Source organism: Paracoccus fistulariae, assembly GCF_028553785.1.
Taxonomy (GTDB): Bacteria; Pseudomonadota; Alphaproteobacteria; order Rhodobacterales; family Rhodobacteraceae; genus Paracoccus; species Paracoccus fistulariae.
The window spans coordinates 397,492-424,352 of the sequence record NZ_CP067136.1 but is presented as its reverse complement, the minus strand read 5'-3'; the positions used below and the strand labels follow the sequence as shown (position 1 = coordinate 424,352).

Genomic DNA, 26,861 nt, shown 5'->3' with positions numbered 1-26,861 from the left:
GACCGCCCGTGTGTCAGGGTTCAGGAAGCGCGCCTTACGCGCCCGGGTTCTTGTAGAGGCCGCGCCAGTCGATGGCCTTGGCTCCGAAGTCGAGGCGGCACTTGATCTCGACCCCGTCGACGTCGAAGCCGTTGCGCGTCTCGATATAGGCGCCCTGCTGGCCCTCGAGATAGGCGTACTCGATGGTGTCGATCTGGTTCGGGCTGGCCGCCAGATACCAGGCGGTCTCGCTAGCGGCGTCGAGCCGGGGCTCGCTGATCGGCGCCAGCGTCCTGATCGACTGCGGCACCACGCTGGACGTCGCGGCGGGCACGAGGTTCTGGGCCACCAGCTGTTCGGCTTTCAGTTCCAGTGAGGCCGGCACGATCAGGAAGGCAGGCCGGACGTTCAGCACCGTCTTCTTGTCGAGGCCGGTCTGCTTGGCCATCGCCGCGCGCGCCGCTCCGACGCTGCTGACATCGAGCGCCGCGCCGGTGCCTGCCAGGTTCTTGTGGGTGGTGTGGAAGAGCGCATTGCCGTCGGCCATCGCCGGGTTGGCGGTGATGATGCCCCAGACCACGTCCGACTCCAGCTGGGCGATGGAGTTGCCGTACATCGCCGGGATGCGGGTGAAGGCGTCGAGATCGTCGTTGATCAGCGTCTGACGGGTGATGGCGACCACCCGGCCATAGGTCTTGACCTTGTAGCTCTCCTTGCTCTCGCCCAGCGTGCCGCGCTTGAACTCGCCGCTTTCGCCGACCTCGAGCAGCTGCGGGGCTTCGCCGAGCTGGACGCGATGCATCGCCTTGAAGTCGGTCGCCAGCACCTGGCGACAGAACAGCATGAAGGTGCGGGGATAGGCCTCGTAGGCCTGCCGCAGCGTCTTGTTGGTGACGGCCGACAGGATCTCGGGGAAGTCCGAGGTCGAGTGCAGCGCGCGCGTCGCCACCTCGTCACGCGACAGGCCGCGCGTGTTGACCCCGGCATTGCCGAGGCTTTCGCGGGCGAGCTCCAGCAGCGTCATGCCGCGATACTGGCGCGCGGCGTCCTCGAGCTGGAACAGCGTTGGGCTGTAGCGGTGCAGCAGTGCGTTCGCCACCGCGTCACGGCGGGTGATGCACTCGTCTCGGCCGCCGAGCGGGACGGAGACATGGGGGAAGTTCCGGGTCTCGTCGGATTTCGCGGCGACCTGGTCGAGGATCAGTCGGCGGGACTCGTCGATGCTGACGCCGCGCTTGACCAGATCCTCGGCGAAGCCGCGCTCGAGGTTCAGCCGCCCGGCCAGATCGTAAATGGTGGAGACGCGGTCGGGCCCGCCCTCGATGACGACGTGATCGACGAGCCAGCTTTCCAAGCCGCGACCCCAGGCCCAGACATCGACCTCGATCCGGTCCTTCTGCACGTCGGCTCCGGCTGTCAGGAACAACCCGCCTGCTGGCACCGTGCCGGATTTCCAGCGTTCGCGCCGGTCGTAGAGCCGCTGCCAGTCGGGCGCTTCCCCGGTCTCGACCCATGTCTCGCCGAGGATCGTGTTGCGGAACGCCTTGATCGCCTCGTCCGACCCTTGGGCTGCTTCCCATGACCGCACGATCCGCTCCCAGCTCAGCCAGCCGATCGGCGAATAGAGCGCCGAAAGGTGATACCCGACCGTGGTCGGATCGGCGGCCGTGGCGGTCGCCCGCCATTCGCCGCCCTCCAGCATCGCCGTCTTGTGGTGTTCCGCGATTGCCGCGTCGCAGCCCTCGCAGTGATACTCGGCCGTCTCCGGGCGGCCCTTTTGCCAGCGCAGCCGGTCGAACTTCAGCCATTGTGCGTGGCCGCATTGTGGGCACGGCACGAAGAACCGACGCTGGTCGCTGGCCTCGTACTCGCGCTCGATGCGCGACAGCCCCCGGATCGTGGGCGTCGAGACCAGCAGCACCTTGCGCCGGTGGGCGAAGGTCAGGGAGCGCGCCTCGGCGAGCGTGACCGGATCGCCTTCCTCGTCGGCCGAGGCGGGATAGGCGTCGACCTCGTCGAGGAAGATGTAGCGCGCCGGGGTGGACCGAAGCCCGACCGCCGAGTTCGCGCCCGTCATGATCAGGATGCCGCCCGCGAACTCCTTCGAGAGCATCGTGTTGCCCGCATCGCGGGATCGCGCGGGCTTCACCCGCTCCCGCAGCTCTGGGCTTTCATCGATCAGCGGGTCGATGCGCTGGCGCGAGTTGCGCTTGGCCAGTTCCACGGTCGGCTGGACCGCCAGCATCGGACCCGGCGCCTGGTGGATCGCGAACCCGATCCAGTTGTTGCCCGCCTCGGTCGCGCCGACCTGCGCCGCCTTCATGAACACGATCCGCTGCGTGGGATCCCCCGGCGACAGCCGGTCCATGATCTCGCGCATGTAGGGCGTGCGCACGGTGCGATACCGCCCCGGTTCGGCTGAAGCCCGCCCCGAGAGCATCCGGTGCCGGTCCGCCCATTCCGAAACGGTCAGGTCCGGGTCGGGCCGCAACCCGTTGCCCCAGGCGCGGAGGATCTCGCCCGCGCCGTCGAAGTCGATCAGGCCATCATCGTCACCGGAAGTCGGGCCGGACCTCGGCGAGTTCGTCGAGGTGGGCGCGTACATGTTTCTCCAGGACCTTCTGCATCGCGGCTGGCTCCACGGTGATCTGCTGGCCGGTCACGTCGGCGCACGAGGCTGACAGTTCGGCCGCCATCAGCGCCGCCGCGCGTGCAGGCCAGTTCACCCACGCGTCCCGTTCCTCCCGCGCCAGCCGGAACACCAGCGCCAGCGCGCGGGCCCGCTCGATCAACTCCCCCTTCAGCTTCTGGAGCCGGATGCGCCGCTCCTGCGCTTTCAGCACCTCGTTCGCGGTCTTCGCCTGCAGGAAGGTCGTGCCGCCGCCGACGGCCGGGACTGCCAGCCCCTGTTCACGCAGCGTGTCGCCAACAGCGGCCACGGCCGCCTCGGGGACGGGCTTCAGCTTCGGCGCGGGCGGCTTCCTCGTCTTCGAAGGGTCCGTTGTCTCTGCCCGCCGGGCGTCGCTGGCGGCCGCGTTGATGCTGCCATCGGGATAGAGGACCAGCCGCTCGGCCGTCTTCGCCTTCTGGATCGCGCCCCGCGACAGCCCGACATGCGCGGCGTACTGGCGCTCGCTCATGCCCTGCATCGACGGCTCCGATTATCTATCGAAATCATGTTCTTATCGAGTTGATAAGCAGCGCGACCGGAGCGAACGTCCGTTCAGAAGGACGATGCAACTCACCAAGGAGCCATCACGATGACCACGCGCCTGAACCCGATCACCACCCCGCGCCACGAACTCCGCGCCGAGAAGGCGCGCCGGAATAAGGAAGCCGCGCTCGCGGCCTTCATCGGCAAGAAGGCCGAGATCGACGAGATGCTCGCCCGGCTGCAGACGCTGAGCGACGACCACTTCAACGCCCACCCCGACGAGATCAACTGGGGCCATGTCGGCACCCTCGAACACTACGCCAGCCTCCTGAAGCGCATCACCGACAGCGCCTTCGGCGAGGGCGAGCACGCCCGCTGATCTCCGGCACTGCCGGAACTCCCGCCGCGCGCCCTGCGCGGCTCGGGGTCGTAGGAGGCGCCGCATGACGCGGGCCCGAATACGGAGACGATCCCATGACCAAGCTTTCTGACACCCAAGCCATCATCCTCAGCGCCGCCGCACAGCGCGAGGACCGCATCGCACTGCCGCTGCCCGAGAGCCTGCGCGGCGGCGCCGCTGCCAAGGTGGTCGGCGCGATGCTCGCGAAGAACTTCCTGCAGGAGGTCGACGCCGACACGCGCAAGGGCGAGCTTATGTGGCGCGAGACCGGAGACGGCCACGGCGTCACGCTGGTTGCCACCGACGCGGGCCTTGCCGCCATCGGGATCGAGACCGAGGACGCGAACCCCGCGCCTGCGGGCGCGACGGACGCGCCTACCGAGGAGGCCGCGCCGGACACCCCCACCGTAGCCGAAACCGCGCCCAAGACGCGCACACCGCGCGAGGGCACCAAGCAGGCCACGCTGATCGCCATGCTGCGCGCACCGGACGGCGCGACCATCGAGGAGATCATGGCCGCGACGGGCTGGCAGTCGCACACGGTGCGCGGCGCGATGGCGGGGGCGCTGAAGAAGAAGCTCGGGCTCGAGGTGACCTCGGAGAAGGTCGAGGATCGGGGGCGCGTGTACAAACTCCCCGCCGCCTGACGCGCCGGACCCCGACAAGCTGATGACCGCCGTCCCTACGGGGCGGCGGTCGATCATTTGGCGCTCCGCATCCGGATCGCCTCGAACACCCGCCGCAAGGCGAAGGAACGGGCGATCGAGACGACGGTGAAAATGGCGCCCATCTTCAGGTTCTGCGCCAGCGTCGTGTGCAGCCCGAAGATCGGGAAGATCAGGATCTGCGTCACGACCGCGACGCCGTAGCCGACGATCACGTTGGCGACGGACTCGACCAGCGACATGAGGCGGGTCTGCTTCATGCCGCTGCCTCATCCATCGGCCAGCAGTTCAGCCGCGAGAGTTCGCAGCGCATGCGCCGCAACCAAGGGGACCACGCCGTTGCCACAGAGGCGAAGCCGGTCCACCCGGTGGGCCAACCCATCAGTGCCTCGACGAACAGCGGGTTCAAGGTCCGGCGCGGCTCGGAGGTATCGCTCCCAGCCATCGGCGTCACCAGGACCTGGCGGCCAAGCAGGCCGTTCACCGGCGTGTTCGCGAGTGTCGTCGCCCCGTCCTTGTGATCCCGCGCCGTCGGCGTCATCCACAATCCCACCGCATGGGTCAGATCGGCCGTCTTGCGGTTGCCCGCGCTCGGCTTGCAGCCGTCGTTCGCCATCGGCGTCGGCCAGTCCCGCGCCATGCGGTCCAGACCCTTCTCGTCTCGTCGTTCGCCGCCCCGGCTGCGGAAACTGTCGGTCTGCGGCGTGGGCCACATCGCAGCCGTGGTCGCCAGGTTCATGCCGTGCTGGCCCGCTTTCTGCGACGGCGTCGGTATTGTCTGCCTGTTCTCGTTGGCGCTGGCCCTTGGCGTCGGCCAGAGCCGCAGCAGTTCCGTCCGGTTCCCGCCACTCGACCGGGTGCCAGAGCAGGCGCGCGGGGTCGGCCAGCTCGTCCCCTTCGCGGATGGCGAGGATGAAGAGCCGCTCGCGCTTGTGGGGCGCGCCGACTTCCGCCGCCGTGAAGAGGCCTGCCGCAAGGCGGTAGCCCATGCCGACCAGTCCTGCGGCGACTTCGGGGAAGCCGAGGCGGAGATGATGGGCGACATTCTCGAGGAAGACGAAGGGCGGTTCGACCTCGCCGATGATGCGGGCGACATGCGGCCAGAGGTGGCGCGGGTCGTCGGCGCCCCGGCGTTTGCCCGCGACGGAGAACGGCTGGCACGGATAGCCCGCAGTGACGATGTCCACCGCGCCGCGCCACGGGCGGCCGTCGAAAGTTGCAACATCGTCCCAGACAACAGCCTGATCCAGGGACGCGTCTTCCATCCGCGCCACGAGAGTGGCTGCGGCGAAGGTTTCCCGTTCGACATGGCCCACAGCACGATATCCGGGGATGGCGATGGTGAGCCCGAGGTCGATACCGCCCGCGCCGGAGCAGAGGGAGAGGCCGAACAGACATGCGTCTCCGGCTCCGGAAGCGTCTCCGGAGGAAGGTAGAGCCAGGTCATGCATGTCACGCGGCGGTCTGGCGCTTTCGCGCGGGTTCGGGTTCGGCGTCCGTGTCCGGCGTATCGGTGACGTCGCCCAGCCGCTCCGCCTTCACCTGCGCGAAGGTCCGGCCGTCGCCGTCGAGGATCGCGTCCTTGTCGGTTTCGGCCTGCCAACGCTCCACGGCGACATCGACATACGCCGCGCTGATCTCCATTGCGAAGACGCGGCGGCCATTGGCCTCGCCCGCCATGATCTGCGACCCGGAGCCGGAGAACGGCTCATAGCAGAGGCCGCCCCGCGCCACATGCTGGCGCATCGGGATCCCGAAGGCGTCGAGCGGCTTCGGCGTCGGATGGTCAGGCCGGTCATCCTTGGCGAAGCTGGGAAGCGCCCATGTCGATGGCAGCGTTTCCTCGGCCACCTTCGGCGGACGGTTGGGGCGGCGCCAGCCCATGAAGCAGGGCTCGTGCTTCCAGAGGTAGTGCGAGCGGGTCAGGACGCCGCGGTCCTTCACCCAGATGATCTGCTGGTGGACGAAAGCGCCCGCCTTCTCCCAGCAGGCTTCGAGCATCGCCTGGCGGCGCGAGGCGTGCCAGCAGTACCAGGCGGCGTCTTCGGTGATCGCCTCGGCCACGGCCGCCGCGATGAACCCGTCGTAAAGTTCCGCCCCCTGCGAACTGTCGTCCCAGGTCGTGCCGTAGGACGCCGACCAGTCCTTGTTGCGGGTCGGATGGTTCGAGCCATCGTAATCGACGAGATACGGTGGGTCGGTCGCGAACAGGATCGCCCGCTCGCCATTCATCAGACGGCGCACGTCGGCAGCGCTGGTGCTGTCGCCACAGAGGAGGCGGTGGTCGCCGAGGATCCAGAGATCGCCGGTGCGCGACGCAGGATTGCGCGGCGGTTCGGGGATGGTCACCGGCGGCACGGAGCCCCCGGCGCCACCCTCTTCTTCACCGCCCCCGTCCGGATCGAACGCCAGAAGCTTGTCCAGCTCGCCGTCCGAAAAGCCGACCAGCGACAGGTCGTAGTCGTCCGCGAGCAGGTCCTGCAGCTCGGCCGAGAGGAGCAGTTCATCCCACTCCGCCCAGTTCGCCGATTGGTTGGCCAGCAGACGGAACGCCTTGATCTGCGTCTCCGACAGCTCGTCGGCGAGGACCACCGGCACGGTGTCGAGACCGAGCAGACGGGCCGCCTTCAGCCGCAGGTGCCCGTCGACCACCAGCCCGTCGCTGCGCGCGACGATCGGGATGCGGAAGCCGAACTCGACGATGGCCTGCGCCATCCGGTCGACCACATCGTCGTTCTTGCGCGGGTTGCGCTCGTATTCGACGAGGCGGCCGATGGGCCATTGTTCAAGCTGCAGCGCGTTGGCCGGCATGGGCGGAACTCTTGAGCATGTGAAGGGTCACCGTCCGGCGCGCATGGATGCTGCAGAACAGGACGAGCTTGGTGACTGGGAGCGGCGGATCGACCGCCTCGACATCGTGGAACACGCTCTCCACGCGCTTGTGGCAGGCGCGGCAGAGCGGGATCAGGTTGGTCGGCGAGTTGTCCCGCGTCAGGCGGAACGGGATGATGTGGTGCACCTGAAGGTGCCTGGTCCTTCCGCAGCAGGCGCAGAAGGGCGTCTGCCGGAGCGCAGCCTTGCGGATCGTTTTCCATCGCGAGCCGCGCCCGCGGATGCGCGGCGTCCGGCACAGATGGCGCTCGTAGCAAGACCGCGAGCAGAACCGTCCGCTGGCGTTGGTGCGACCCGACAGGACCGACCGGGGAATGTGAAACGAGCTCCCGCAGGTCGCGCAGCATAGTTCGACCGACTGCGCGGCGCGACGACACGCGAGGCAGCAAAACTGCTGGCGGCTGCTCGGCGGCGCCGGGAAGACCCTGCCGCAGTGCCGGCACGTCTCATGGTTCCGATCCGCGGATCGCCTGCAGTGGCCTCTATCCAGCGCTGGTCGGGAGCCGCAGGCTCGACACCGAGTGGCGGGGTTGTCGGCGCGCACCTCCTCGACCTTGCCGCACTCCGCGCAGGTCCGGAGGCGCATCCCGCGGTTGCGCGACCTGGCGCGCGTCGCGACGGCGTCCGTGCCCGCCGCAGTGCCGTGGGCGAGGGTCATGAAGGTTCCTGTCGATGGTCGATCGGCATCCGCCGGGTGGACTCCGGCACGGCGGGGTCCACCGGCTTCCGGCTGGACTCCGGTATCCGCGGGGTATCCACCCCGGGCGGCCGGTCAGATGTTTGAATTCACGAGGCTTTCAGGACGCCGCGGGTGGATGCTGGATTCCGGCGGCTTCCCAAAATTCCGGCCCTGTCGCTGGCGAAATGCCGAGCTGCGCCCGCCAGCATACGAATATCGCCAGGAAGGAACCGGAAACTGCCGTGGGCTGGACCCCGGCCGGACCCTCGCTGGATACCGGGGTCCAAGTGGCCCCCGTCAACGCAAAGGGGAGAGCGAGCTTTCCAGCGCACTCTCCCCATCTTGCCTTCGGAATAGCATGGATCTGTTGCAGATGTCGAAGGGAAAAGTGTTGCAACACATTGGAGTCACTGCGCATTCAGGCGCGCGGCGATCTTGGTCAGCGCCAGCTGCCAGCGACGCCACGCGGTGGTGCGGTCGCAACCGAGTTCGCCGCTGATCTGCTTCCACGGCACCCGAGCCGCGCGCGACCAGACCAGCTTGCGCTCCGCCTCCTCGATCCAGAGCACCCAGTCGAAGGTCTGCTCGAGCCGGGTGATCGCGGCGGCCGAGGGCCAGACCCGCATCGGCTGCGGCTCCATCGCCGCGATCTCGCGGCTGGTCCGCACGATGTCGGGCCAGGTGTTGAAGTAGCCCTGCGCCTTGACGGGCGGCAGCTTGCGGAGGGTGCTGAACGCTTCCTCGAAATGGTCGGCGACGCAGTCGGCGGTCCATTCGCGATCAGCCATGGCGCGCCTCCCTGTCGGACGGACGCGGGCCGTAGAGCTTCTCACCCAGCTGGCGGACCAGTTCACGCTCGGGCCAGGTGAGGCGGTCGTCATCGGCGGAGACCGCGAGGACGCCCTGTTCCTGCCAGCCCTCGCGCTTGACCTGCTCGGGATCCCGGCGTTGGCCGCCGTAGCCGTTCGGCATGAACCGCATCCCGGTCATGCGGCGGACCCCTTGCCGCCTTTTGCCATGGCCTGACGGACCTGTTCGGCCCGGCGCCGGTTCCGGTCGTTGTCGAGATCGATGCGGCTGAGGCCGGTGCCGCGATCGACATGGCTGCCTTCGCCATGGCGTGCCCAAGCGATGAAGGCGTTCCCGATCTTGCTCTGCATCTGCAGCACGGCGCTCTGCGTCGAGGTTGCGATCAGGGGTGCGAGGTATTTCGAGAGGAACGGCAGCCAGTCGGTCGGGTTCAGGATGACGACCTGCTCGACGAGCTCGAGGGGGGCCTCGATCAGGACAAGGATGCCGTTCATCTCGCTCGGCCAGAAGCGGATTTCGAGGCCGGCGCTGGCCGTGCAGTCCTCCGTCAGCAGCGTGTATTCGCAATCGAGCACACGCTCGAGGGCGCAATGCCAATCAATGCGTTCCGCCTGGCTGAGGCGTTGGGCCTCGCGATACCAGTCGGGCAGTTCCGTGTCATGGAAGCGGCCGGCGTCGTAAAGGCGCATCCGGTCGAACATCATGCATCTATCTCCTCTGTGGGTTTGGGGTGAACGGACCGCCTCGGAGCGACGGGCTTCGCCGCCTCCAGCCGTGCCGAGAGCACATCGAGGGCGGCGCGGCGCGCGACGAGGACGGCCTGCATGCTGGCGGTCAGACGGGATGCGAGGGCGTCGAGACGCACCGCGCTTGACGGACCATTGGCCTCGGATGCATCGCTGTTGCACACTGTCAGCTCGAAGCTGGCGAGTGGCCCGAGGCGGTTGGTGAGCCAGGCTTCAGGATCAGGGATGCGGGTGAGATCGGCGCGGGCGGTCCGGGTGCGATGGCCAGCACCTGTCGGGCGGTAGGTCACTTCCGCAGAGGATGGGGACAATCTGCTATTATAGAGGTCTCTATAATAGTCATTTGTCCCCTTCCTCTGGCCGTCCTTCTTCGCGGCCTCGCGGGTTGGCCAGAGCTCCGGAAAGCAAGCCGCCATGTCGGCGGCGTTCTCGAGCACCATGCCGGTCAGCGCCATCAGGTCGCGCCGGGTCGGGCGGAAGTCGGACCAGGGCACCAGCGCATCCACGGTGACCGGCAGGACCACATCCGTGAGCAGGTCGATCTCGAGCGGCGTGGCGGCGGTGCGGTTGACGCCACGCCCGCGGCCTATCGCCTGGATCAGCTCGCCCTCGCAGATGCACCAGCGCACGGCCTCGGCGATGGGATCGACATGTGCCTCCATCGCGAGCGGCGCGGTCCGGTCGCCCGCGAGACGCATGCGGCGCTCGACCATGGGATACCACCAGCCCGCATCGTCCGGGTTCGGCGCGGGCACGCGGCCGGTCAGGGCCATGGCGATCAGCTCGACCGTGCGTGGCGTGGGCAGTGTGCGGCCGAGCACGACCATGCCGCCGATCCCGCCCCAGCGGTCGAGCCCGCTCAGCGCGTTGAAATGCACCGCCTCGACCCGCGGCGGCAGCCCGGCCGACCTGAGCGCATCGATGGCGGCCTTCTGGCCCACCACCAGGAGATTGATGGCCCGGCCGGGGCGATGGCACTGCCGCGCCCGGAGGTCGATCCAGGCCCGGAGATCGCGCAGCCGGGTGGCGGCGGCCTTGCGGTCCCGCTCGGGTGCGTCGGGGGATGGCGTCAGGGCGCGGGCCGAGGTCGGGCTGCCGGTCACCTGGCGCACGCGGACATGGGGCTGGCGCGCGGCGACGGGCGTGCCGATGTCGATCCGTGGCAGGTAGGTCTGGACGAGCTCCGGCCGCAGCGTCGCGTCGAGATGCAGGATCGCTGCCTGGGCGGCCCAACCTTTCCTCATTGTGCTGCGCCAGCGCAGGCGCAGCGCGCGGACCGAACCGGCCTCGGTCATCTCGTGCACGAGTTCCGCGCCGGCGGCGTCATGGCCGTTCTCCAGCGCCTCGGCGAGGATCAGCCAGAGCGTGGCGCAGCGCCCGGGCGGCGCCCATGGCTCGCCCGCTTGCGGCAGGATCGCCTCGATGCGCTTGCGCCGTTCGACAGGCGACATGCCGGGGCGGAGGCCTGCGTCGCGCATCCGGCGGCGTTCCAGCGTCGCGGTATGGCGACAGTCGTCCGGGGTGAGGCCGACGGCTTCCAGCAAGCCCAGACGCAGCGGCCCCGGCTCCGTGACCCGCAGCGCCTTGCAGAGCCGCTCCCGCGCGGCGACCAGGTCGGCCGTGGCGCCGACATCCATCTTTCCCTTGCCGTTGTAGCAGGTGAGCGAGGTCCGGCCGGGCTCGAGCCCGTCCTGCGTCAGCGTCGCCTTGCCGTCGAGACCGCGCAGGCCCGACTGCCAGAAGGCCTCGTCGATGACGAGGAGCCCGACCTCGCCGATGGCCTCGGGCTTCATGTGGAAGAGGCTGTCATGGGCGCAGACGATGACCTGCGCGGCCTGCGCCAGCGGCTTCTGGCGCTGGTAACCGCAGTCGTGGAACAGTGGACAGAGGAGCAGTTCCGCCCCGTTCTTGACCTTGCAGCAGCTCTGCTCGACGGGGTGCTCAATCTCGAGCGCGTCGAAGGTGGCCTCGGTGTCGAGGCACATGAGCCGGTCGGGCTTGTCGTCGGTGGGATCGGGCGCCGTGCGGCCCTTCCAGAGCATGGCGCTGACACCCAATGCCTCGACGGCCGCGACCTGCTCGGCTCCGAGATCGTGGCGGGGGACGGCATAGACGACCTTGCGTTTGCCGAGGGCGCCCGCAGCGATCAGCTCGGCGATAGCGGCGCGCGCGCTCGAGGTCTTGCCGAGACCCACGTCCACCGGCAGGCCGAGGAGCGGCGGCAGCGCGGCGCGCGCCACGATGTTGAAATCCAGCGGGTCGCGGTCCGCGTCGGGGTTTTTCGCCTCCTCCTGCGCCGCCTCCACGGCTGCCCAGTAATCCGGGATCGCGGCCATGAAGCCGGCGATGGCCTCGGCAAGGCTGGCGCGGGCCTCGTCGGGCGTGAGGACCGGTGCGGGATAGGTCGGCGGTGGCGGCGGGATCCCGGCCGCGCCGGCGACAAGTGCCGCGACGGCCTCCGGTCCCTCGGCGCAGAACAGATCGTTGGCATCACCCGGGCTGTCCGGCACGGCAAGACGGCCCTTGACCGCAAGCGCCACCTTGCGCGCGACCTCGACGCCAGGATTGGTATCGCGGTCGGGCTTCTTATCGTTGTCGGCGACCAGGACGAGGTCGGCCACCGAAAAGCGCGCCCGCAGCGCCTCAGCCACCGGCATGAGATTACCCGCGTCCATGGCCGCAATCACGGTATGGCCCGTGGCGATGTGCAGGCTGGCGCCGGTCGCCCAGCCCTCGCAGATCAGGATGGGGCCGGTGGGTTTGGCAATCGGCCCGGGCTCCGCGCCCACCACCGCGAAGTGCCCCTTCTTGGCGCCACCGGCTAGGAAACGTTTGGCCCCATCCGGAGCGATCTTTTCCAGACTGTGGATCCTGCCGTCGATGTCCTGCAGCGGCACGACGAGCCGGCCGCTCGTATCCATGCGCAGAGCGAGAGGCGCGGCATGCTTGGCGACGAGATAGGGATGGTCGTTCAGGGCGGGACGCCCGCTGGACCAGATCCGGGTGGCCCGCACGGCTGCCTCAACCGCCCGGTTTGGCGCAGACGCAGTATCGTCATCGGGGATGGTCTCGGGCGGCGCCGTGGCCGGTGCCGTTGGCGGCTCGCCCGGATCGTTCGCGGGCGTTGCGCCTGGTGTTGACCGCTGACGAGCCGGTCGGGGCAGCGCCTCCATGCCTATCCGGTCGGCGATCCAGTCGGTGGCATCCTCGCGCGCCATCCCGAGGTCGCGGCCGACAAGGTCGGAGAACCAGCCGCCCCGGCCTTCTTGGTGGTCGAACCACATGCCCGCCTTGGCGCCGCCGATCACGACCGAAAGGCTGCCCTTGCGGCCCCATCGCCATTCCTGGCCGGCACGAAATGTCGGCTTGCCCAGAAGCTCCACCGCCAGCTCCGGCACGCGGGCGCGCAGCTCAGCGTCGAAGGCCTGCCAGTCCCGTCCGCTCATCGCCGGCCCCGCGGAACGGCCGCATCCCAACCGGTCGGCCGATTGGCCGATGCGGCGGGGCGCAGGAGGTGGCGGAGACGGGCGGACACGGGTGCTGCGGAACCGGATGGAGGGCGTCGTTGCCCCCGGTTCTGCCGCGCATCAGACCACCCTCGCGACGTCGGAACCGGTCCGCCCGGTCACGCGAAGCCTCAGCGGAAAGGGGTGACCCCTTCCGGCAAGGCATTGGAATCAGGTCAGATCATGGGTGGACCCCAAAGGGTCAAGTGAGCCGTTTGCAATGCCCATGGCGGCCGCAGCCGTTCAGTGGGGTGACCCCTCGTCCGCGCGAACAGGTTGAACGGTTCCGCCCTTCATCGAGACCCCCAGCGTCCGGGGGCCGCATCTATACCAGACGTATTGAGGGCAAGGCTAACGGGACGGGCCCAAGTCAGCCGCCGTCATAGTCGCGTTGTCGTCGTTAACGCGTTTGCCGACGCCTTCGCCGATTCTATCCGGTCTGGCGCAGATCGGGCCCCAGCACCCGCTTCGCGCCGCCGCGCTGTGCCGACGGCAGCCGGATCAACGTGGCCATGGCGTCGGCCAGCTTGTTCGACACCGGTTCGCCCTCGATCTGCTGCTCGAGAAACCAGTCCATCAGGCATTCCTTCTTGCCCTGGTTCCGCGGCGAAATCCCGAAATGCGCAATCGCGGCCTGCATCAGGTCGAGATAAGGCGTCGTGTAAATCGCATCCGCCGCGCCCTGCATTGACCGCATAGGCTCCGGAATAAAATCTGGCCAGATCGCCTTCACGAGAAAACGCGCCACCCGGATGTCGATGAATTCCCAATCCCGCGCGGTCAGACGACCGAAGGAGTATTTGCCCTCGCGCCACTGCTCCGGGCGGATGCTGGTGTGATAGCCCGAATGCAGACCGAAGCCGCTGCTGCTGCCGCCATGGCCCCAGCCATGGGTCCGCTCCTCGGTGAAGCGCCCCTGTGCCAGAAGATCGCCGTCCCGCAGCGCGACGAGCAGCTCCGTCTCCGCCTCTGCCTTCCAAGCCACCGCGGGATCCTGCGGCGGGTTCCAAGTCTGGTATGCCGGCGCTGGCTTCGGCGGCAGCTTTGCCGCTTCCACGGCGCGCCGCGCGACCGTCACGGTCTGCACATGGGCCAGCGCCTCTGCAAAACTCCATTGGGTACGGTCGAGCGTCTGCAGCGACATGGGCGGCCTCGTGAATCGATAGGGGACAGTTCGAACATAATGGGAACGCCCTGACCCCTCAACCCATCGCGGTGTTGCAACACCGGAGGGGTTCACCCTTTCCGGCCGGGCACGGGCTGACCCGTTCCGAGGTCGCGGTCATCGGCGCAATCCGGCACCGATGGATCATGATGTTCGATCCCGGTCCCATTCGCCGCCCCAACCCACTCGCCCCTTCGGCGATGACGCCCGCAGAACGCCGCGCCGAGCTGTGCGGCCTGCTGGCGCTCGGGCTGGTTCGGTTGCGCATGCGGGATACAGGCGAAGCATCTGACGATACTGGAGAAGGTTGCCTACACTTGTCCAGCGACCAATGCCGTCATGCAACTCCAACTCATCGGAGAAATGCATGAACAAGCCCGACCCCATCCCCGCGCGCCTGGCCACGCTGAAGACCACGCCAACGCCGGACCTGAAGAAACAGTGGCGCGACCTGTTCGACAGCGAGCCGCCGCCGTTCAATCGCCGCTACCTGGAAAGCCGCCTGGCCTACCGCATCCAGGAACTCGCCTATGGCGGGCTGAAGCCGGAGACCATCCGGCGGCTGGAACGGCTGGGTGAGGAACTGGACGGCGGGGACAAGAAGAAGCGCGGAATGTGCCTCGACCGCGACCGCCCCATCACCGGCACGCGCCTCCTGCGCGAATGGCAGGGCGTCGAACACATCGTCACCGTCACCGCCGACGGCTTCGAATGGCAGGGGCGGCCCTACAAGTCGCTGTCTGCCATCGCCCGGGCCATCACCGGCACGCGCTGGAACGGGTGGGTCTTCTTCGGCCTCAAGAATCACAGGGGTCGGACATGATGAGGCCGCCGGAAAAATCGAAGGTCGTCCGCAAGCAGCGCTGCGCGGTCTACACCCGGAAATCCTCCGAGGAAGGGCTGGAGCAGGAGTTCAACAGCCTCCACGCCCAGCGGGAGGCCTGCGAGGCGTACATCGCCAGCCAGCGTTCCGAGGGCTGGGTGCTGGTCCGCGATCAGTATGACGACGGCGGCATCTCCGGCGGCACGCTGGAACGGCCCGGATTGAAGCGGCTGCTTGAAGACATCGAGGACGGTTTGGTCGACGTGGTGGTGGTCTACAAAATCGACCGACTGTCGCGGTCACTGGCCGACTTCGCCAAGCTGGTCGAGGTGTTCGACAGAAACGGAGTTACCTTCGTCTCGGTCACGCAATCGTTCAACACGACCACGTCCATGGGGCGGCTGACGCTGAACATTCTGCTCAGCTTTGCCCAGTTCGAGCGCGAGGTGACGGCCGAGCGCATCCGCGACAAGGTCGCCGCCAGCCGCAAGAAGGGCATGTGGATGGGTGGGGTGCCGCCCTACGGCTACCGCGTCGAGAACCGGAAACTGGTGATCGATGAGGACGCCGCCGAGCATGTCCGCTGGGTCTTCGCCCGCTTCGTCGAGATCGGATCGGGCACGGAGCTCGCGCGAGGGGTTGCCAAACGCGGCATCCGGACGCCGCGCGGCAACCGGATCGACAAGAAGTACCTCTACCGGATGCTGAACAACCGCGCCTATATCGGCGAGGCGGTCCACAAGGGCGACAGCTATCCCGGCGAGCACGACGCGATCGTCGACCGAGAGACATGGGACCGTGTCCACGCCATCCTGCAGGAGAGCCCAAGAAAGCGCGCCGCACGGACCCGCGCCGAGACACCGGCGCTGCTTAAGGGACTGATGTTCGGCCCAGACGGGGCAGCCTTTTCGCCAACGCACACCAAGAAGGGCGACAGGCTCTACCGCTACTATGTCAGCCAGACGGTGCTGAAGCATGGTGCGGGTTCGTGTCCTGTCGGCCGCGTGCCCGCGGGCGAGATCGAGGCGGCCGTCATCGACCAGCTCCGCGTCGTGTTCCGCCAGCCGGAGATCGTGGCGGGAACGTGGAAGGCGGCGCGCACGCATGCCGACGACATCACTGAGGCAGATGCCCGCGCGGCACTTCAGCAGATCGACCCGCTGTGGGACGAACTCTTCCCGGCAGAGCAGGCCCGCATCGTGGCGCTTCTGGTCGAGCGCGTGGACATCGGCACGGACGGGCTGAACGTCCGCCTCCGCGTCGACGGCCTCCGCGACCTCGCGCGCGATATGCTGGCCGGCGGAATGGGAGAAGCTGCATGACCCGTTGGGCGCCAATCCCCGAGACGGTGACGCTGCACGTCCCGTTCCGCATCGTTAAGCGCGGCGGACGGAAGGAGATGCAGCTACCACATGGCGCCGTGCAGCCGTGCAAGGCGGACAGCACGTTGCTCAAGGCGCTGGCCCGCGCCTTCCGCTGGAAGCGGATGCTCGAGTCGGGCGAGTTCGCCACCATCGCCGAACTGGCCGAGCGCGAGGGGATCGCGCCGTCCTACATGACCCGGGTCCTGCGGCTAACGCTGCTCGCGCCCGACATCATCGAAACGATCCTGGACGGGAAGCAGGGGCCGGAAGTCACGCTGGCGCGGGTGTTGGAGCCGAATTCATTGAAATGGAATGAGCAGCTGTCGGACATCGGTGTCGAAAGGAATGCTTCAGCCTTACCGCATTCAAGGCAATGAAGGAGCTTGCTCAGGAAGCCCCCAAACCGCTCGCGCAAGCGTTACAAGGGAGCGCTGACGTTTATGCAAAGATGTCTCGTTCCATTCGGCATAAGGTTCAATCGAGGCTACGGCTCTGTCGATCCGAGTATTTGCGCCAACCTGCGGCCGTTCGCTCAACGCCCGCGTGAGCAATAATTTAGACTGCTGGTAAACCGGCCTTTTTTCGCTGTATGGCCGATTGCCAAGTGACGTGTTGATGGACTTTTCAACCAGAACCAAATTGCCTAGCCTCTGAACGACTTCGGGATCGCTTACCCCGCCGAACTCCGCAGCAGCCTCTGCGCTTGGTGTCTGTGGAAAGATGTGTTCGACCTCGTACCCGCCGCTGACATAGTTTCCGAGCCACATCGTGCCCTCGGTATCCCCGTAGGCTCGCAGGTCCACCTGCTGCGTTAGTTTTGCCAGAACATACCGGAACCGGTAGAGCTGCAGGCTGCTGAGCGCGAGGCGTCCCATTGCATCATCAAACCTGTTGACTAGGTCGGCCTTCGCTCTGTCAAAGCGCGCAACGATGAAAACGTCGAGTTCATCTTCAGATGTAATCTGCCTAAGCTCAGTCGCCCACTTCGCGAAATCCCGCTCAAAATCTCGCGTCGGTTCTCGGGTAATCACGTAGCAGAAGAACAAATTTTCCACCTCGGCGGTCAGACGATCGAAAAGCGCGGGGCCGAGATGACGACCCGCAAGCAATAAGATCAAATGCTGACGCGCGGCTTTGCCACCGAGAAACCGGATGTTGTCGAGGAATCGATTCCGCTCGCCCTTTTCATTCTTGCCAGCACGGAAGCACTCGTAGGCTCTAGCCGCCGAAACAAGTTCCTTGGCGAAGCCGACGGGATCGCGCCCATATCCGACCAAAGCGTCGTTCTTTGAGAGCCATCCGTAGATCTCGTCCTCGCGCAGGAGTTCAACATCGTAGCGGCTGAAAATGAAATATCGCAGAAAACGCAAGGGCTTTTCACCCATGCGGAAAATCGTGTCCTGCAGCTCCTTCCATGTGTGCTTGAGCCGGTCAAATTGCCCCTTGGGTGTCTTCATGAAGAGTAGGTTCTTCAACAGGTCCATGGAGTTTAGGCCGACGCCACGGTCATTGATCGTCTCGAATATCTTCAGTGCCTTGGCTACATCTTCGGTCTGAATGCGGATCAGTTTCACCTTGTTTGTGAGATAACCATAGAACTTGCGGACGGCCTTGACGTCCTCACCGAATTCCGAGTGCAGGAAGCGGAGTGCGACGTGGTGCGCATTTTGCATGTTGCGCATCGATTGCGTCGATGGCGTTTCTATAGCCTTACCGTCGGCAAGGGATGTTAGCGCGTCGCCGCTGTCCTCATACTGCAAATCCAGCCGATATCGCAGCCGTTCCTCGCCCGATACGTCCACGGCAGCATCTGCGATCTGGGCATTTAGTACGGACGAAGCAGGTGCACGGAGCTCTTCCAGGCGATCCCGGATGGCGCATAGCATAATGTAGAGGGTCGTCATGCGCTGCTGCCCGTCGATGAGATCGAGCACACCATCTCGACCAGGACAGACAACGATACTGCCAATGAAGTACTCGGGCGCATCCTGAGCTTCGCCGTCGCCCATCTCTTCACAAACATCTTTCAGAAGTTGTTCGACCTCGTCCGTGTCCCAGACGTATTCACGTTGATAATCCGGCACCGCGTAGAATGATTGCAAGAGGCTGGCGACTGAGCAGTCCTCGCTCTGAATGCGCTGAATAGTCAATCAAAGCCCCCCGTTGAAGGTAAAAACCGAAGTTTGATTCATCCTAAACATAGATACCTTTTTCTCGATGCACGGTTTCAATTAGCCCAGCCAGAGGAAAGCAGTGCCGCCTGCTCAAGTACCGTCTGCGTCGCTTTCTCCTGCTTGTCCGGCGGATATCCGTACTTCCGGAGAATTCTCTTCACCAGAACTCGCAATTGCGCACGCACATTCTCACGCATTGTCCAATCTATGGTGACGTTCTTACGGACTGTCTCCACCAGCTCCCGCGCGATGCCACGTAGCGTCTCATCACCGAGCACCTGTACCGCGCTGTCGTTGGTCTCCAGCGCGTCGTAGAACGCCATCTCGTCCTCGCTGAGGCCGAGCTCTTCCCCCCGAGCTGCGGCTTGGCGCATGTCACGCGCCAGCGCGATTAGTTCCTCGATGACTTGCGCCGCCTCGATGGCACGATTTTGGTAGCGGCGCAGGGTCTGTTCCAGCATTTCCGCGAATGAGCGCGCTTGCACGACGTTCTTCCGGCCCCTGGTCTTGATCTCCCCTTTCAGAAGTTTCTGCAGCAGTTCGACCGCTAGGTTGCGCTGCGGCATGCCTCGGACCTCGGCCAGAAACTCGTCCGACAGGATCGAGATGTCAGGCTTCTCAAGTCCCGCAGCGGCGAAGATGTCCACCACGCCTTCCGGGTTGACCGCGCGCGAGATGATCTGCCGCACGGCATGATCCAGATCTTCCTCCGGCCGAGCATCTCCGGGAGCGCGTTTGGCCAGAACGGCTTGTACGGCTTGGAAGAACGCGACGTCATCGCGGATCCGGATTGCCTCGTCGTGCGGCACGGATAGTGCGAAGGCTTGTGACAGCTCGCGTACAGTGCGGAGAAACCGATCCTTTCCGTTGTCCTGGACGAGGATATGCTCCTGTGCCGGCGGAAGCAGGCTCAACCGCTCCTGTGGTGTTCCCGTTGTCCACTTCGACCAGTCGAACCCATGGAATAGCGCGCTGCACACCTCGTGCTTTTCCAGCATCAATGCGACCGCCTCGTCCTGGTCGAGCGCGGTCCGTCCCGTTCCGCCGCTTTCAGTATATGTCGCCAGTGCCTGCTTCAGCTCCTGCGCCAAGCCGAGATAGTCGACGACGAGACCGCCTGGTTTGTCCTTGAATACGCGGTTGACCCGCGCGATGGCCTGCATCAGGCCATGCCCCCGCATTGGCTTGTCGATATACATCGTGTGCAGGCTGGGGGCATCGAACCCCGTCAGCCACATGTCGCGCACGATCACGAGCCGGAACGGATCCTTCGGATTGCGAAAGCGGTTCGCCAACGCCTCGCGGCGGGGCTTGTTTCGGATGTGACCTTGCCAGTCGAGGGGGTCGGAAGCGGAGCCAGTCATCACGACTTTCAGTGCGCCAGCTTCGTCTGCTTCGTCGTGCCATTCGGGTCGCAGCTTCGAAATTTCGCGGTACAATTCCACCGCGATGCGGCGGCTCATGCAGACGACCATGCCCTTGCCGTCCATAACCTCCAGGCGCTTTTCGAAATGCTCCACGATATCTCGCGCAACCAGTTCCAGCCGTCTGTCCGCTCCAACGACGGCCTCAAGCTGCGCCCACTTCGACTTGAGCTTCTCTCTGCGCTCGACCTCTTCGCCTTCTGTTGCCTCCTCGAACTCCGGATCGATCTTCGGCCGCTCGGCTTCGTCCAGAACCAGCTTTGCCAAGCGGCTCTCATAATAGATCGGCACCGTCGCGCCGTCCTGCACCGCGCGCTGGATATCGTAAATGCTGATGTAATCGCCGAAAACCGCGCGCGTGCTAGCATCCTGGAGTTCGATAGGCGTTCCCGTGAAGCCGATGAACGATGCGTGGGGCAGTGCATCGCGCATGTGCCGGGCGTAGCCGTCGATGAAATCGTACTGGCTGCGGTGCGCCTCGTCCGCGATTACCACGATGTTGCGCCGTTCTGACAACGTGGGGTGACGGTCGCCTTTTTCTTCAGGGAAGAACTTGTGGATCGTGGTGAAGACGACACCGCCAGCTTCGACCGCCAAAAGGTCGCGCAGGTTCGCTCGGGAATCCGCCTGCGCGGGTGGCTGGCGCAGCAATCCGGCGCAGCGTGAGAATGTGCCGAAGAGCTGATCGTCGAGATCGTTGCGGTCGGTCAGCACCACGACGGTTGGGTTTTCCATGGCGGGTTCACGGATGATCCGCCCAGCGTAGAATGCCATTGTCAGGCTTTTGCCCGAGCCCTGCGTGTGCCAGACAACGCCGACCCTGCGGTCGCCGGGCTTGCCCCCACGCCGCCCGCTGTCTTCACCGGACACGGCTCGCACCATCTCAGCCGCGCGCAGCGTTTCGCCCACTGCCGCCTGCACGGCGTGGAACTGATGGTAGCCAGCCATCTTCTTAATGACACGTCCGCCATCGTCCTCAAACACGATGAAGTCGCGGATCAGATCGAGAAAGCGCTGCTTGTCGCACAAGCCTTCAATCACGACCTGCAGTTCCGGCAGATGCGTATCGGCCAGAGCCTCACCCGCAATCGTGCGCCAAGGCTTGAACCACTCCCGCCCAGCGCCGATGGCGCCGACGCGAGCCTCAACGCCGTCGGAGGCAACCAGAAGTGCGTTGGTCGCGAAGAGCGACGGCACCTCGGCCTGATAGGTCTGGAGCTGCTGGAACGCGCTCCAGATCGTTGCGTTCTGGCCCGCGGCGTTCTTCAACTCGATCACGCCCAGTGGAAGACCATTGACGAACAGAACCACGTCAGGACGGCGCGCGTGCTTGTTCTCAGCCACGCTGAACTGGTTGACGGCAAGCCAGTCATTGGCCTCGGGCCGGTCGAAATTTATCACGCGCGCCTGCGCGCCGCGGATCGCCCCGTCTACATCGCGATACTCAACGGTGACACCGTCCACAAGCAGCCGGTGCAAGGCGCGGTTCTGCAGGATCAGCTCCACGCCTTCGGGGCGGATAAGCTTTCGCAGCGCGTCCTCGAGAGCCTCGGATGGCAGCTTTGGATTGTTCCGCGCCAGGGCGTCTCTCAGGCGACGTTCGAGAGCGACCTGCCCATAATTGTCGCGTTCGGCATCCGGCTCACCCGGCGCGATCTCTGCGCCATTGACGACCTGCCAGCCAATGCTCTCCAACCAGGCGAGGGCTGCTTGCTCGACGACGGACTCCGTTATGCCCCGGGCGGTCATGGCTGGGCCTCCTCTTCGGCTGGGGATTCGGCGTCAGCTTCGGCACTGGTGCCGTCGAATTCTGCGAGGTAGATGCGGTAGGTCTCGGGCTCCAAACGGAACAGGACCTCACTAGCTCTGAACTCGACATCGAAGACGCGAACCGGCCCGAACGTTTCGTCAACATGATCGTTGAAGGGGCCGCTGTCGTCGAAGGTCGGACCGGCGGGCGGCGGGGGTGTCCGATCCTGCCGGTGAACCCGGTGGAGGAAGCCGACGATGGCGTCGGCCGCCTCGGCCGCGAGCAACGCCTGGACCGCCTCCATGACTGGGCGCGGCTCTCCTGCGCCATGCGAGGCGAAGCCGCATTGGTTGCGCAACTCGCAGATGCCCTGAATGGCCGTGTGCAGCCCGCCGATGGTTTGGTCGAGGCTTGCGCGCACACTCGCCGCCGCAGCGGCTGTCGGAGGCAACATGGGCACTGAACGGGCAGCTGCCTTGAAGAGCTTCGGCAGATCATCCTTGTGGCTGTAGGTGATGGTCCGTTGGTCGAGGATCGCGCGGCACGTGCTCTCGACCAGTGTTTTTGCTAGGTCGAACGCGAGGCCGGGGTTCTCCACTACGGCCTGTTCGATCCCCTTCACCTGTTCCTCGATATGCGCTAGGCCCGCCGACATGGCGTCACGGGCACCATGCATGACGAAGGGTTGAGGCGCAGGCGCGGCCATCACAACACCCGGTCGAGGTAGGTTTCGGCGTCCTTCACACGCAAGTCGCCGGAAATGAGCTTAGGCAGAAGCGTGTCGCGTATTGCGGCTAGGGTACGGGACTCCAAATCAATCTGGATTCTCCGCTCCACCAAAGGCGAGATGACGGATCCGAGATCAGCGAGACCACTGTTTGGTGGGCAGTTTGTCATTGCTGCATTCAGATGACCACGCTGAATGTGGCCCATTGTCGTTGCCTTCGAAGCGGCGATGTTCTGGAATTCCTCGAGATGAACCTGAACCCATTCCGCAATAAACCAGGTAGGATAGCGGTCCGATGATACTTTGAATAGATGCTGGTTTAAGGCTCCGTCGCCTTCTGTCCAGAATTTAGCAAGAAGGCTGCCTGACCATGAGAATAGGAAGTCTCCGTCCCTTACGATATACTTGTCTGGAACATCTCGCGATGCCCTGTCGCTTTTTGCTGTCACGCCATTGCGTAGTTCGGCAATCTTGATGACGGGCAAGCTATCGGCTGGGTCGGTGGCGGGATACTTCTGCAGCGCGAGACCATTGAGGAATTCTGCAATTTCCGACAGTGGCTTCACTTCCCACCCCTCCGGAACCTCCCCATGCTCAGTAACAATCAATCGATCGGGAAAGACGGAAGCGAGGTGCGGAGGAAGGCCGGGATCGTGGCCTTCGGCTTTGGCGCGGACGGGTGCAAAATAGACGAACCACGCTTTGAAATGCGATCGTGCCATTGTCTCCAGCGTCGCACTCATGCGCCGGTTCAGCTCGATCTTGTTGTCCAACGAACTTAGAATGTGCGCGATAGCCCGCTGCTCATGCAATTCCGGCAGACTTAGTTTTAGGTTCGATATCGACGAAACCGTGAGATACGGTAGCGCTGTTCCCTGTGCGATTTCGGCGAAGTCGAACTGGGAGAGAGTGTAGTAGAAAAAGCCCTCATCCACACGATCTCGACGCGGAATGGCACCCATCATATTATTGTCGACAATTGTATCACGCACGACTTGGCGTAGACGATTTTGACGTAGCGCTTCGCCAATCTTAGCAAAAACTACTGCACCCGGTGGGAGAGGTTTTGCCCGCAGGTCTCGGGCAACCGCCTTAGAAACCCAGTTATTTGCACTAAGAATGCGAACAGCATTCTCGGGGAGGTTCATGTCACTGACCTTGATGAACGGAATTTCGCCATCGGCGTTCCCTTGATGTGACGGCTTGAAAACTGAGCCCGCCCGGAAATCAGAGATTTCTCCGAGGGTTACTTCGTTCCAGTCACCCGCCATATCCGAGCTCCCGCAGGTTGGCTGCGATAGCGGCATCCAGCCTGGCAGCCACTTGCTGCTGCTCACGCAATTCGGCTACCAACCGAGCCATCTTGTCGGCAAACGGCTCGTCGTCCTCTTCCGCCGCCTCGGTGCCGACATAGCGGCCGGGGGTGAGCACGTGCCCGCGCTTGCGGATTTCATCAAGCGGGGCCGCCATGCAGAACCCGGAGATGTCCTCATAAGCGGTCAGTCCGTCCACAGACTCGGGCGGCACGTCGGTCTCACCGCGCCAGAGGTGGTACATGCCCGTGATCTTCGCGATGTCCTCGTCCGAAAGGTCCCGATGGGTGCGGTCGACCATGAAGCCCATCTTGCGAGCGTCGATGAACAGCACCTCGCCGCGTCGGTCACGGAACTTGTGGTTCTTGCGATCGCGGGCGAGGAACCAGAGGCAGGCGGGGATCTGCGTCGAATAGAATAGCTGGCCCGGCAGGGCGACCATGCAGTCGACGACATCCTCCTCGATCAGTTTCTTGCGGATCTCCCCTTCGCCCGATTGGTTCGACGACATCGAGCCGTTCGAAAGCACGAAGCCGGCGACGCCCGAGGGCGCGAGGTGATGCACGATGTGCTGCACCCAAGCATAGTTGGCGTTGCCCGCAGGCGGATCCCCATACTGCCAGCGCTTGTCACCGCGCAGCCGCTCGCCGCCCCAGTCGGAGATGTTGAAAGGCGGGTTGGCGAGGATGAAGTCGGCCTTCAGGTCGGGGTGGCGGTCGTTGTGAAACGTGTCGCCATGTGCGATCTGTCCGTCGATACCCCGGATGGCGAGGTTCATCTTGGCCAGCCGCCAGGTGGTGTAGTTCGACTCCTGCCCGTAGATCGAGATATCGGCCTTGGCCTTGCCACCATTGCCGTTTCCGTTGCGGTGAGCGTGGATGAACTCCATCGACTGCACGAACATGCCCGACGAGCCGCAGCAGGGGTCGTATACCCGGCCCCGATAGGGCTCCAGCATCTCGACCAGTAGCTTGACGACGCAGCGGGGGGTGTAGAACTCACCGCCCTTCTTGCCCTCGGCGCTGGCGAACTGGGACAGGAAGTACTCGTAGACGCGGCCGAGCACGTCCTTCGCCCGGGCCTCGGCGTCTCCAACCTTGATATTCGAGATCAGGTCGATCAGCTGGCCAAGCCGGGTCTTGTCGAGCGCCGGCCGCGCGTAGTCCTTCGGCAGCACGCCCTTCAGCGCTGAGTTGTCACGTTCGATACCCGTCATCGCATCGTCGACGAGTTGGCCGATAGTGCTTTGCCGTGCCTGAGCCTTGAGATGCGCCCAGCGCGCTTCAGTTGGCACCCAGAAGATATTCTCCGCGCGGTACTCGTCCGGATCCTCCGGATCGGCGCCCTGATCGCGCTCAGCTTCCAGCGCCGCGTGCTTCTCCTCGAAGGCGTCGGAGATGTACTTGAGGAAGATCAGCCCGAGGACGACGTGCTTGTATTCCGCCGCGTCCATGCTGCCGCGAAGGGCATCGGCCATTCGCCAGAGTTCGGCCTCGTAGCCCACGTTGGCCGCCGAGGTGTTAGGGCGGGCCGCTCGCACCTGCCTGTCGACCTGAGCGGCCTGCGCGGCCGCCGGGACTGCATCGCCTTGGGCTGCCATGGCGACCGAGCCGCCACGTCCACGACCCGGGACGATTGCCCCATCGTCAATCAGGGCCTGCTTGACCTCGTCGTAGGCGGCATCATCCCAGCCGAGCGTTTCCCGCAGCTTTCCGTTCCCCGCCGAGCCCCCAAGGCCTGTCAAAGCAGCTAGAAACTCGTCCTTTTGCGCCTGCTCGGCCATTTTCTCTTCCCCTCAATTTTTCCGCGGCTTGTCAGTCGCTGCGTCGTCCAGCGCCTTCAGCCGTTCGAATTCTTCCACGGCCACGACCACCACGACCGGGCGGCCATGTTTCTCGATCACCACCGGTTCGGCTCGGGCGGTGTCGATGAGCAGGCCGAACTGATGCTTCGCGTCCCGTGCGGACATGGCCTTCATGGCATTGCTCCCCGCTTTGGGTCACAATGGACAAAAGAGTCCGATTTCACAATCCGGAACTCGTTGGCGTCGACGGCCATTGCTACGACAGATCAAGGCGATGCTGATGCGCCTGGTCTCAGCCGACAGATGTTGGATTTCAGGAGCTTTCAGTGAACGCCCCTGAAATCGAAGTGCTCAGCGACGACGCTCTATTATTGTCGTCTTTCCAGTACTTTGGAGAAAATTCACCAAAATGGCGCAGTCATGAGGTCCGGAGAATATCGGCCCTGAGAGACCGCTTTCGGGCGTCTTGGTGCGGAGGTCGGTGCTCAGCCCCAGCCGCATAACCCTCGAATACAACGAGAAAATCCGGCCGCAGCCGGATGGGGAGAACGCTTTCGCAGGGGCAAGTGGCGGAGTGGAAGGGATTCGAACCCTCGAGACGGTTTCCCGCCTGCACCCTTAGCAGGGGTGTGCCTTCGACCACTCGGCCACCACTCCGCTGGCTTGTTTATGGATCCTCGCCGGGGATGACAAGCGGAAAATCAAGCCTTTTCGGCGGAGCAGATGCCGTGATCGCGCGGTGCAACATATGGCTGCGGCAGCGGATTCTTGCGAATCGCGAACCCATACAAACAAAACATACAAATACCCCTGTCAAATCACGGTAATTCACCTAAGATCACATTGCAGGCATCAGGATGTCCGCAGTGACCGAGGTTTTTTCAATTCGAAGGAGGCTTCCGCATGCATTTTCGTCACATCATTCTTGCCCTTTCACTTGGCACCATGGCCAGCGCAGCCTGGGCCGAAAGCGGGGTGATTTCCAAGCAGGGATCCGGCTTCGCCGTCTATGGCGAGGTGGAAAACTACACGATCTATGCCAATGCAGAGCGCATGACCTGCCTTGCCGAGGCTGTCGATGCCGCCGGGACCGTGGTGCAGATGGGGCTGAACAAGGACCGCGATCTGGGCTATATCGGGGTCTTCACGCAGGCCGATATCTATGGCGGCGACGCGCCCAAGGATGCGCCGCTGGTGATCACCGTGAATGGCAATGTCTATACCGGTGAAGGCGAGATGGAAACGAAGCGCCTGGCCCGTGGCTATCATGGCGGCTATATTCTGGCCAACAATCCGAATTTCGTCGCCGATATAGAGAATGGCGAGGCGATGATAGCATTTTCGGATCGCGGTGACGGGATCGTGGTGGACCTGACCGGCACCAAGAAAGCCATCGAGGAAGCCAGCGCCTGCACGGCCTCGCTTAACTCGTAATCCCGACCCGCATATCGGATCGGGAGGACAAAGCCTGAGTTCTTCCTCCCTG

Annotated in this window: 23 protein-coding genes, 1 tRNA gene and 1 pseudogene; 6 read left to right on the top strand and 19 right to left on the bottom strand. The window is 64.8% G+C overall.

The window, feature by feature from the left end:
* Positions 1–34: 34 nt before the first annotated feature.
* Together JHX87_RS02185 and JHX87_RS02180 are read right to left on the bottom strand one after the other, a co-directional pair.
* Entirely contained in the window at positions 35–2,584 is a 2,550-nt protein-coding gene (locus tag JHX87_RS02185) for a prohead protease/major capsid protein fusion protein (RefSeq protein WP_336391084.1), read from the bottom strand.
* Positions 2,532–3,128 carry a hypothetical protein gene (locus JHX87_RS02180; protein ID WP_272833770.1) on the bottom strand — a complete coding sequence of 199 codons (597 nt, stop codon included), beginning with the start codon at positions 3,126–3,128 and terminating at the stop codon, positions 2,532–2,534. Before JHX87_RS02180 ends, JHX87_RS02185 begins: the two co-directional genes overlap by 53 nt.
* Positions 3,129–3,239: 111 nt before the next feature.
* Here JHX87_RS02180 and JHX87_RS02175 point away from each other — a divergent pair, with 111 nt between their 5' ends.
* Both JHX87_RS02175 and JHX87_RS02170 read left to right on the top strand, forming a co-directional pair.
* Positions 3,240–3,512, top strand: coding sequence for a hypothetical protein (locus tag JHX87_RS02175; protein WP_028720222.1), 273 nt, complete (start codon positions 3,240–3,242; stop codon positions 3,510–3,512).
* Positions 3,513–3,607: 95 nt separating this feature from the next.
* Positions 3,608–4,180, top strand: a complete 573-nt coding sequence (locus JHX87_RS02170; RefSeq protein ID WP_028720221.1) for a DUF3489 domain-containing protein — start codon at positions 3,608–3,610, stop codon at positions 4,178–4,180.
* A 53-nt stretch (positions 4,181–4,233) separates the two neighbouring features.
* Here JHX87_RS02170 and JHX87_RS02165 read toward each other — a convergent pair whose 3' ends face one another.
* The 10 genes and pseudogenes from JHX87_RS02165 to JHX87_RS02120 all read right to left on the bottom strand — a co-directional run bounded on the left by JHX87_RS02165 (position 4,234) and on the right by JHX87_RS02120 (position 13,975).
* Positions 4,234–4,458 carry a DUF7220 family protein gene (locus tag JHX87_RS02165; RefSeq protein WP_028720220.1) on the bottom strand — a complete coding sequence of 75 codons (225 nt, stop codon included), beginning with the start codon at positions 4,456–4,458 and terminating at the stop codon, positions 4,234–4,236.
* Positions 4,455–4,937: a hypothetical protein gene (locus JHX87_RS02160; RefSeq protein ID WP_177208252.1), complete on the bottom strand. Its 483-nt coding sequence runs from the start codon at positions 4,935–4,937 to the stop codon at positions 4,455–4,457. Before JHX87_RS02160 ends, JHX87_RS02165 begins: the two co-directional genes overlap by 4 nt.
* Positions 4,938–5,139: 202 nt before the next feature.
* Positions 5,140–5,649, bottom strand: a pseudogene (locus JHX87_RS02155) (DNA cytosine methyltransferase); the annotation flags it as partial.
* Position 5,650: 1 nt separating this feature from the next.
* Positions 5,651–7,009 carry a DNA modification methylase gene (locus tag JHX87_RS02150; protein WP_272833809.1) on the bottom strand — a complete coding sequence of 453 codons (1,359 nt, stop codon included), beginning with the start codon at positions 7,007–7,009 and terminating at the stop codon, positions 5,651–5,653.
* Positions 6,984–7,217 carry an HNH endonuclease gene (locus JHX87_RS02145; RefSeq protein WP_177208250.1) on the bottom strand — a complete coding sequence of 78 codons (234 nt, stop codon included), beginning with the start codon at positions 7,215–7,217 and terminating at the stop codon, positions 6,984–6,986. Before JHX87_RS02145 ends, JHX87_RS02150 begins: the two co-directional genes overlap by 26 nt.
* A 959-nt stretch (positions 7,218–8,176) precedes the next feature.
* The gene (locus JHX87_RS02140) at positions 8,177–8,557 is read right to left on the bottom strand and encodes a DUF6362 family protein (protein WP_271884838.1); all 381 of its coding nucleotides are present in this window, start codon (positions 8,555–8,557) and stop codon (positions 8,177–8,179) included.
* Positions 8,550–8,759 (bottom strand): hypothetical protein, encoded by a 210-nt coding sequence (locus JHX87_RS02135; protein WP_452460510.1) that lies wholly within the window; start codon positions 8,757–8,759, stop codon positions 8,550–8,552. The genes JHX87_RS02140 and JHX87_RS02135 overlap by 8 nt, the downstream gene beginning before the upstream one ends.
* A complete protein-coding gene (locus tag JHX87_RS02130; RefSeq protein ID WP_271884837.1) occupies positions 8,756–9,283 on the bottom strand; it encodes a hypothetical protein in 528 nt (175 codons plus the stop codon). Before JHX87_RS02130 ends, JHX87_RS02135 begins: the two co-directional genes overlap by 4 nt.
* Entirely contained in the window at positions 9,280–12,771 is a 3,492-nt protein-coding gene (locus tag JHX87_RS02125; protein WP_271884835.1) for a toprim domain-containing protein, read from the bottom strand. The genes JHX87_RS02130 and JHX87_RS02125 overlap by 4 nt, the downstream gene beginning before the upstream one ends.
* 490 nt (positions 12,772–13,261) lie before the next feature.
* A complete protein-coding gene (locus JHX87_RS02120) occupies positions 13,262–13,975 on the bottom strand; it encodes a hypothetical protein (RefSeq protein ID WP_271884833.1) in 714 nt (237 codons plus the stop codon).
* A gap of 388 nt (positions 13,976–14,363) precedes the next feature.
* Between JHX87_RS02120 and JHX87_RS02115 the strand changes: the two genes are divergently transcribed.
* From JHX87_RS02115 to JHX87_RS02105, 3 genes are read left to right on the top strand one after another with little or no spacing between them, the layout of a single operon-like run.
* Positions 14,364–14,819 carry a DUF2924 domain-containing protein gene (locus tag JHX87_RS02115; RefSeq protein WP_271884831.1) on the top strand — a complete coding sequence of 152 codons (456 nt, stop codon included), beginning with the start codon at positions 14,364–14,366 and terminating at the stop codon, positions 14,817–14,819.
* Positions 14,816–16,141 carry a recombinase family protein gene (locus JHX87_RS02110; RefSeq protein ID WP_271884829.1) on the top strand — a complete coding sequence of 442 codons (1,326 nt, stop codon included), beginning with the start codon at positions 14,816–14,818 and terminating at the stop codon, positions 16,139–16,141. The genes JHX87_RS02115 and JHX87_RS02110 overlap by 4 nt, the downstream gene beginning before the upstream one ends.
* A complete protein-coding gene (locus JHX87_RS02105; RefSeq protein WP_271884827.1) occupies positions 16,138–16,560 on the top strand; it encodes a hypothetical protein in 423 nt (140 codons plus the stop codon). The genes JHX87_RS02110 and JHX87_RS02105 overlap by 4 nt, the downstream gene beginning before the upstream one ends.
* Here the strand turns inward: JHX87_RS02105 and JHX87_RS02100 are convergent.
* The 7 genes from JHX87_RS02100 to JHX87_RS02070 all read right to left on the bottom strand — a co-directional run bounded on the left by JHX87_RS02100 (position 16,549) and on the right by JHX87_RS02070 (position 26,032).
* A complete protein-coding gene (locus JHX87_RS02100; protein WP_271884825.1) occupies positions 16,549–18,333 on the bottom strand; it encodes a DUF262 domain-containing protein in 1,785 nt (594 codons plus the stop codon). The genes JHX87_RS02105 and JHX87_RS02100 overlap by 12 nt on opposite strands.
* Before the next feature lie 77 nt (positions 18,334–18,410).
* Positions 18,411–21,530, bottom strand: a complete 3,120-nt coding sequence (locus JHX87_RS02095) for a type I restriction endonuclease subunit R (RefSeq protein WP_271884823.1) — start codon at positions 21,528–21,530, stop codon at positions 18,411–18,413.
* Positions 21,527–22,237 carry an abortive infection family protein gene (locus JHX87_RS02090; RefSeq protein WP_271884822.1) on the bottom strand — a complete coding sequence of 237 codons (711 nt, stop codon included), beginning with the start codon at positions 22,235–22,237 and terminating at the stop codon, positions 21,527–21,529. The genes JHX87_RS02095 and JHX87_RS02090 overlap by 4 nt, the downstream gene beginning before the upstream one ends.
* Positions 22,237–23,529 (bottom strand): restriction endonuclease subunit S, encoded by a 1,293-nt coding sequence (locus JHX87_RS02085; RefSeq protein WP_271884820.1) that lies wholly within the window; start codon positions 23,527–23,529, stop codon positions 22,237–22,239. Before JHX87_RS02085 ends, JHX87_RS02090 begins: the two co-directional genes overlap by 1 nt.
* Positions 23,519–25,354 carry a class I SAM-dependent DNA methyltransferase gene (locus tag JHX87_RS02080; protein WP_271884818.1) on the bottom strand — a complete coding sequence of 612 codons (1,836 nt, stop codon included), beginning with the start codon at positions 25,352–25,354 and terminating at the stop codon, positions 23,519–23,521. Before JHX87_RS02080 ends, JHX87_RS02085 begins: the two co-directional genes overlap by 11 nt.
* A 12-nt stretch (positions 25,355–25,366) precedes the next feature.
* Positions 25,367–25,549, bottom strand: coding sequence for a type II toxin-antitoxin system Phd/YefM family antitoxin (locus JHX87_RS02075; RefSeq protein WP_271884816.1), 183 nt, complete (start codon positions 25,547–25,549; stop codon positions 25,367–25,369).
* A gap of 393 nt (positions 25,550–25,942) precedes the next feature.
* A tRNA-Ser gene (locus tag JHX87_RS02070) sits at positions 25,943–26,032 on the bottom strand.
* A gap of 246 nt (positions 26,033–26,278) precedes the next feature.
* Between JHX87_RS02070 and JHX87_RS02065 the strand changes: the two genes are divergently transcribed.
* On the top strand, positions 26,279–26,809 hold the full coding sequence (locus JHX87_RS02065) for a hypothetical protein (RefSeq protein ID WP_271884814.1): 531 nt from the start codon (positions 26,279–26,281) through the stop codon (positions 26,807–26,809).
* Positions 26,810–26,861: the final 52 nt, after the last annotated feature.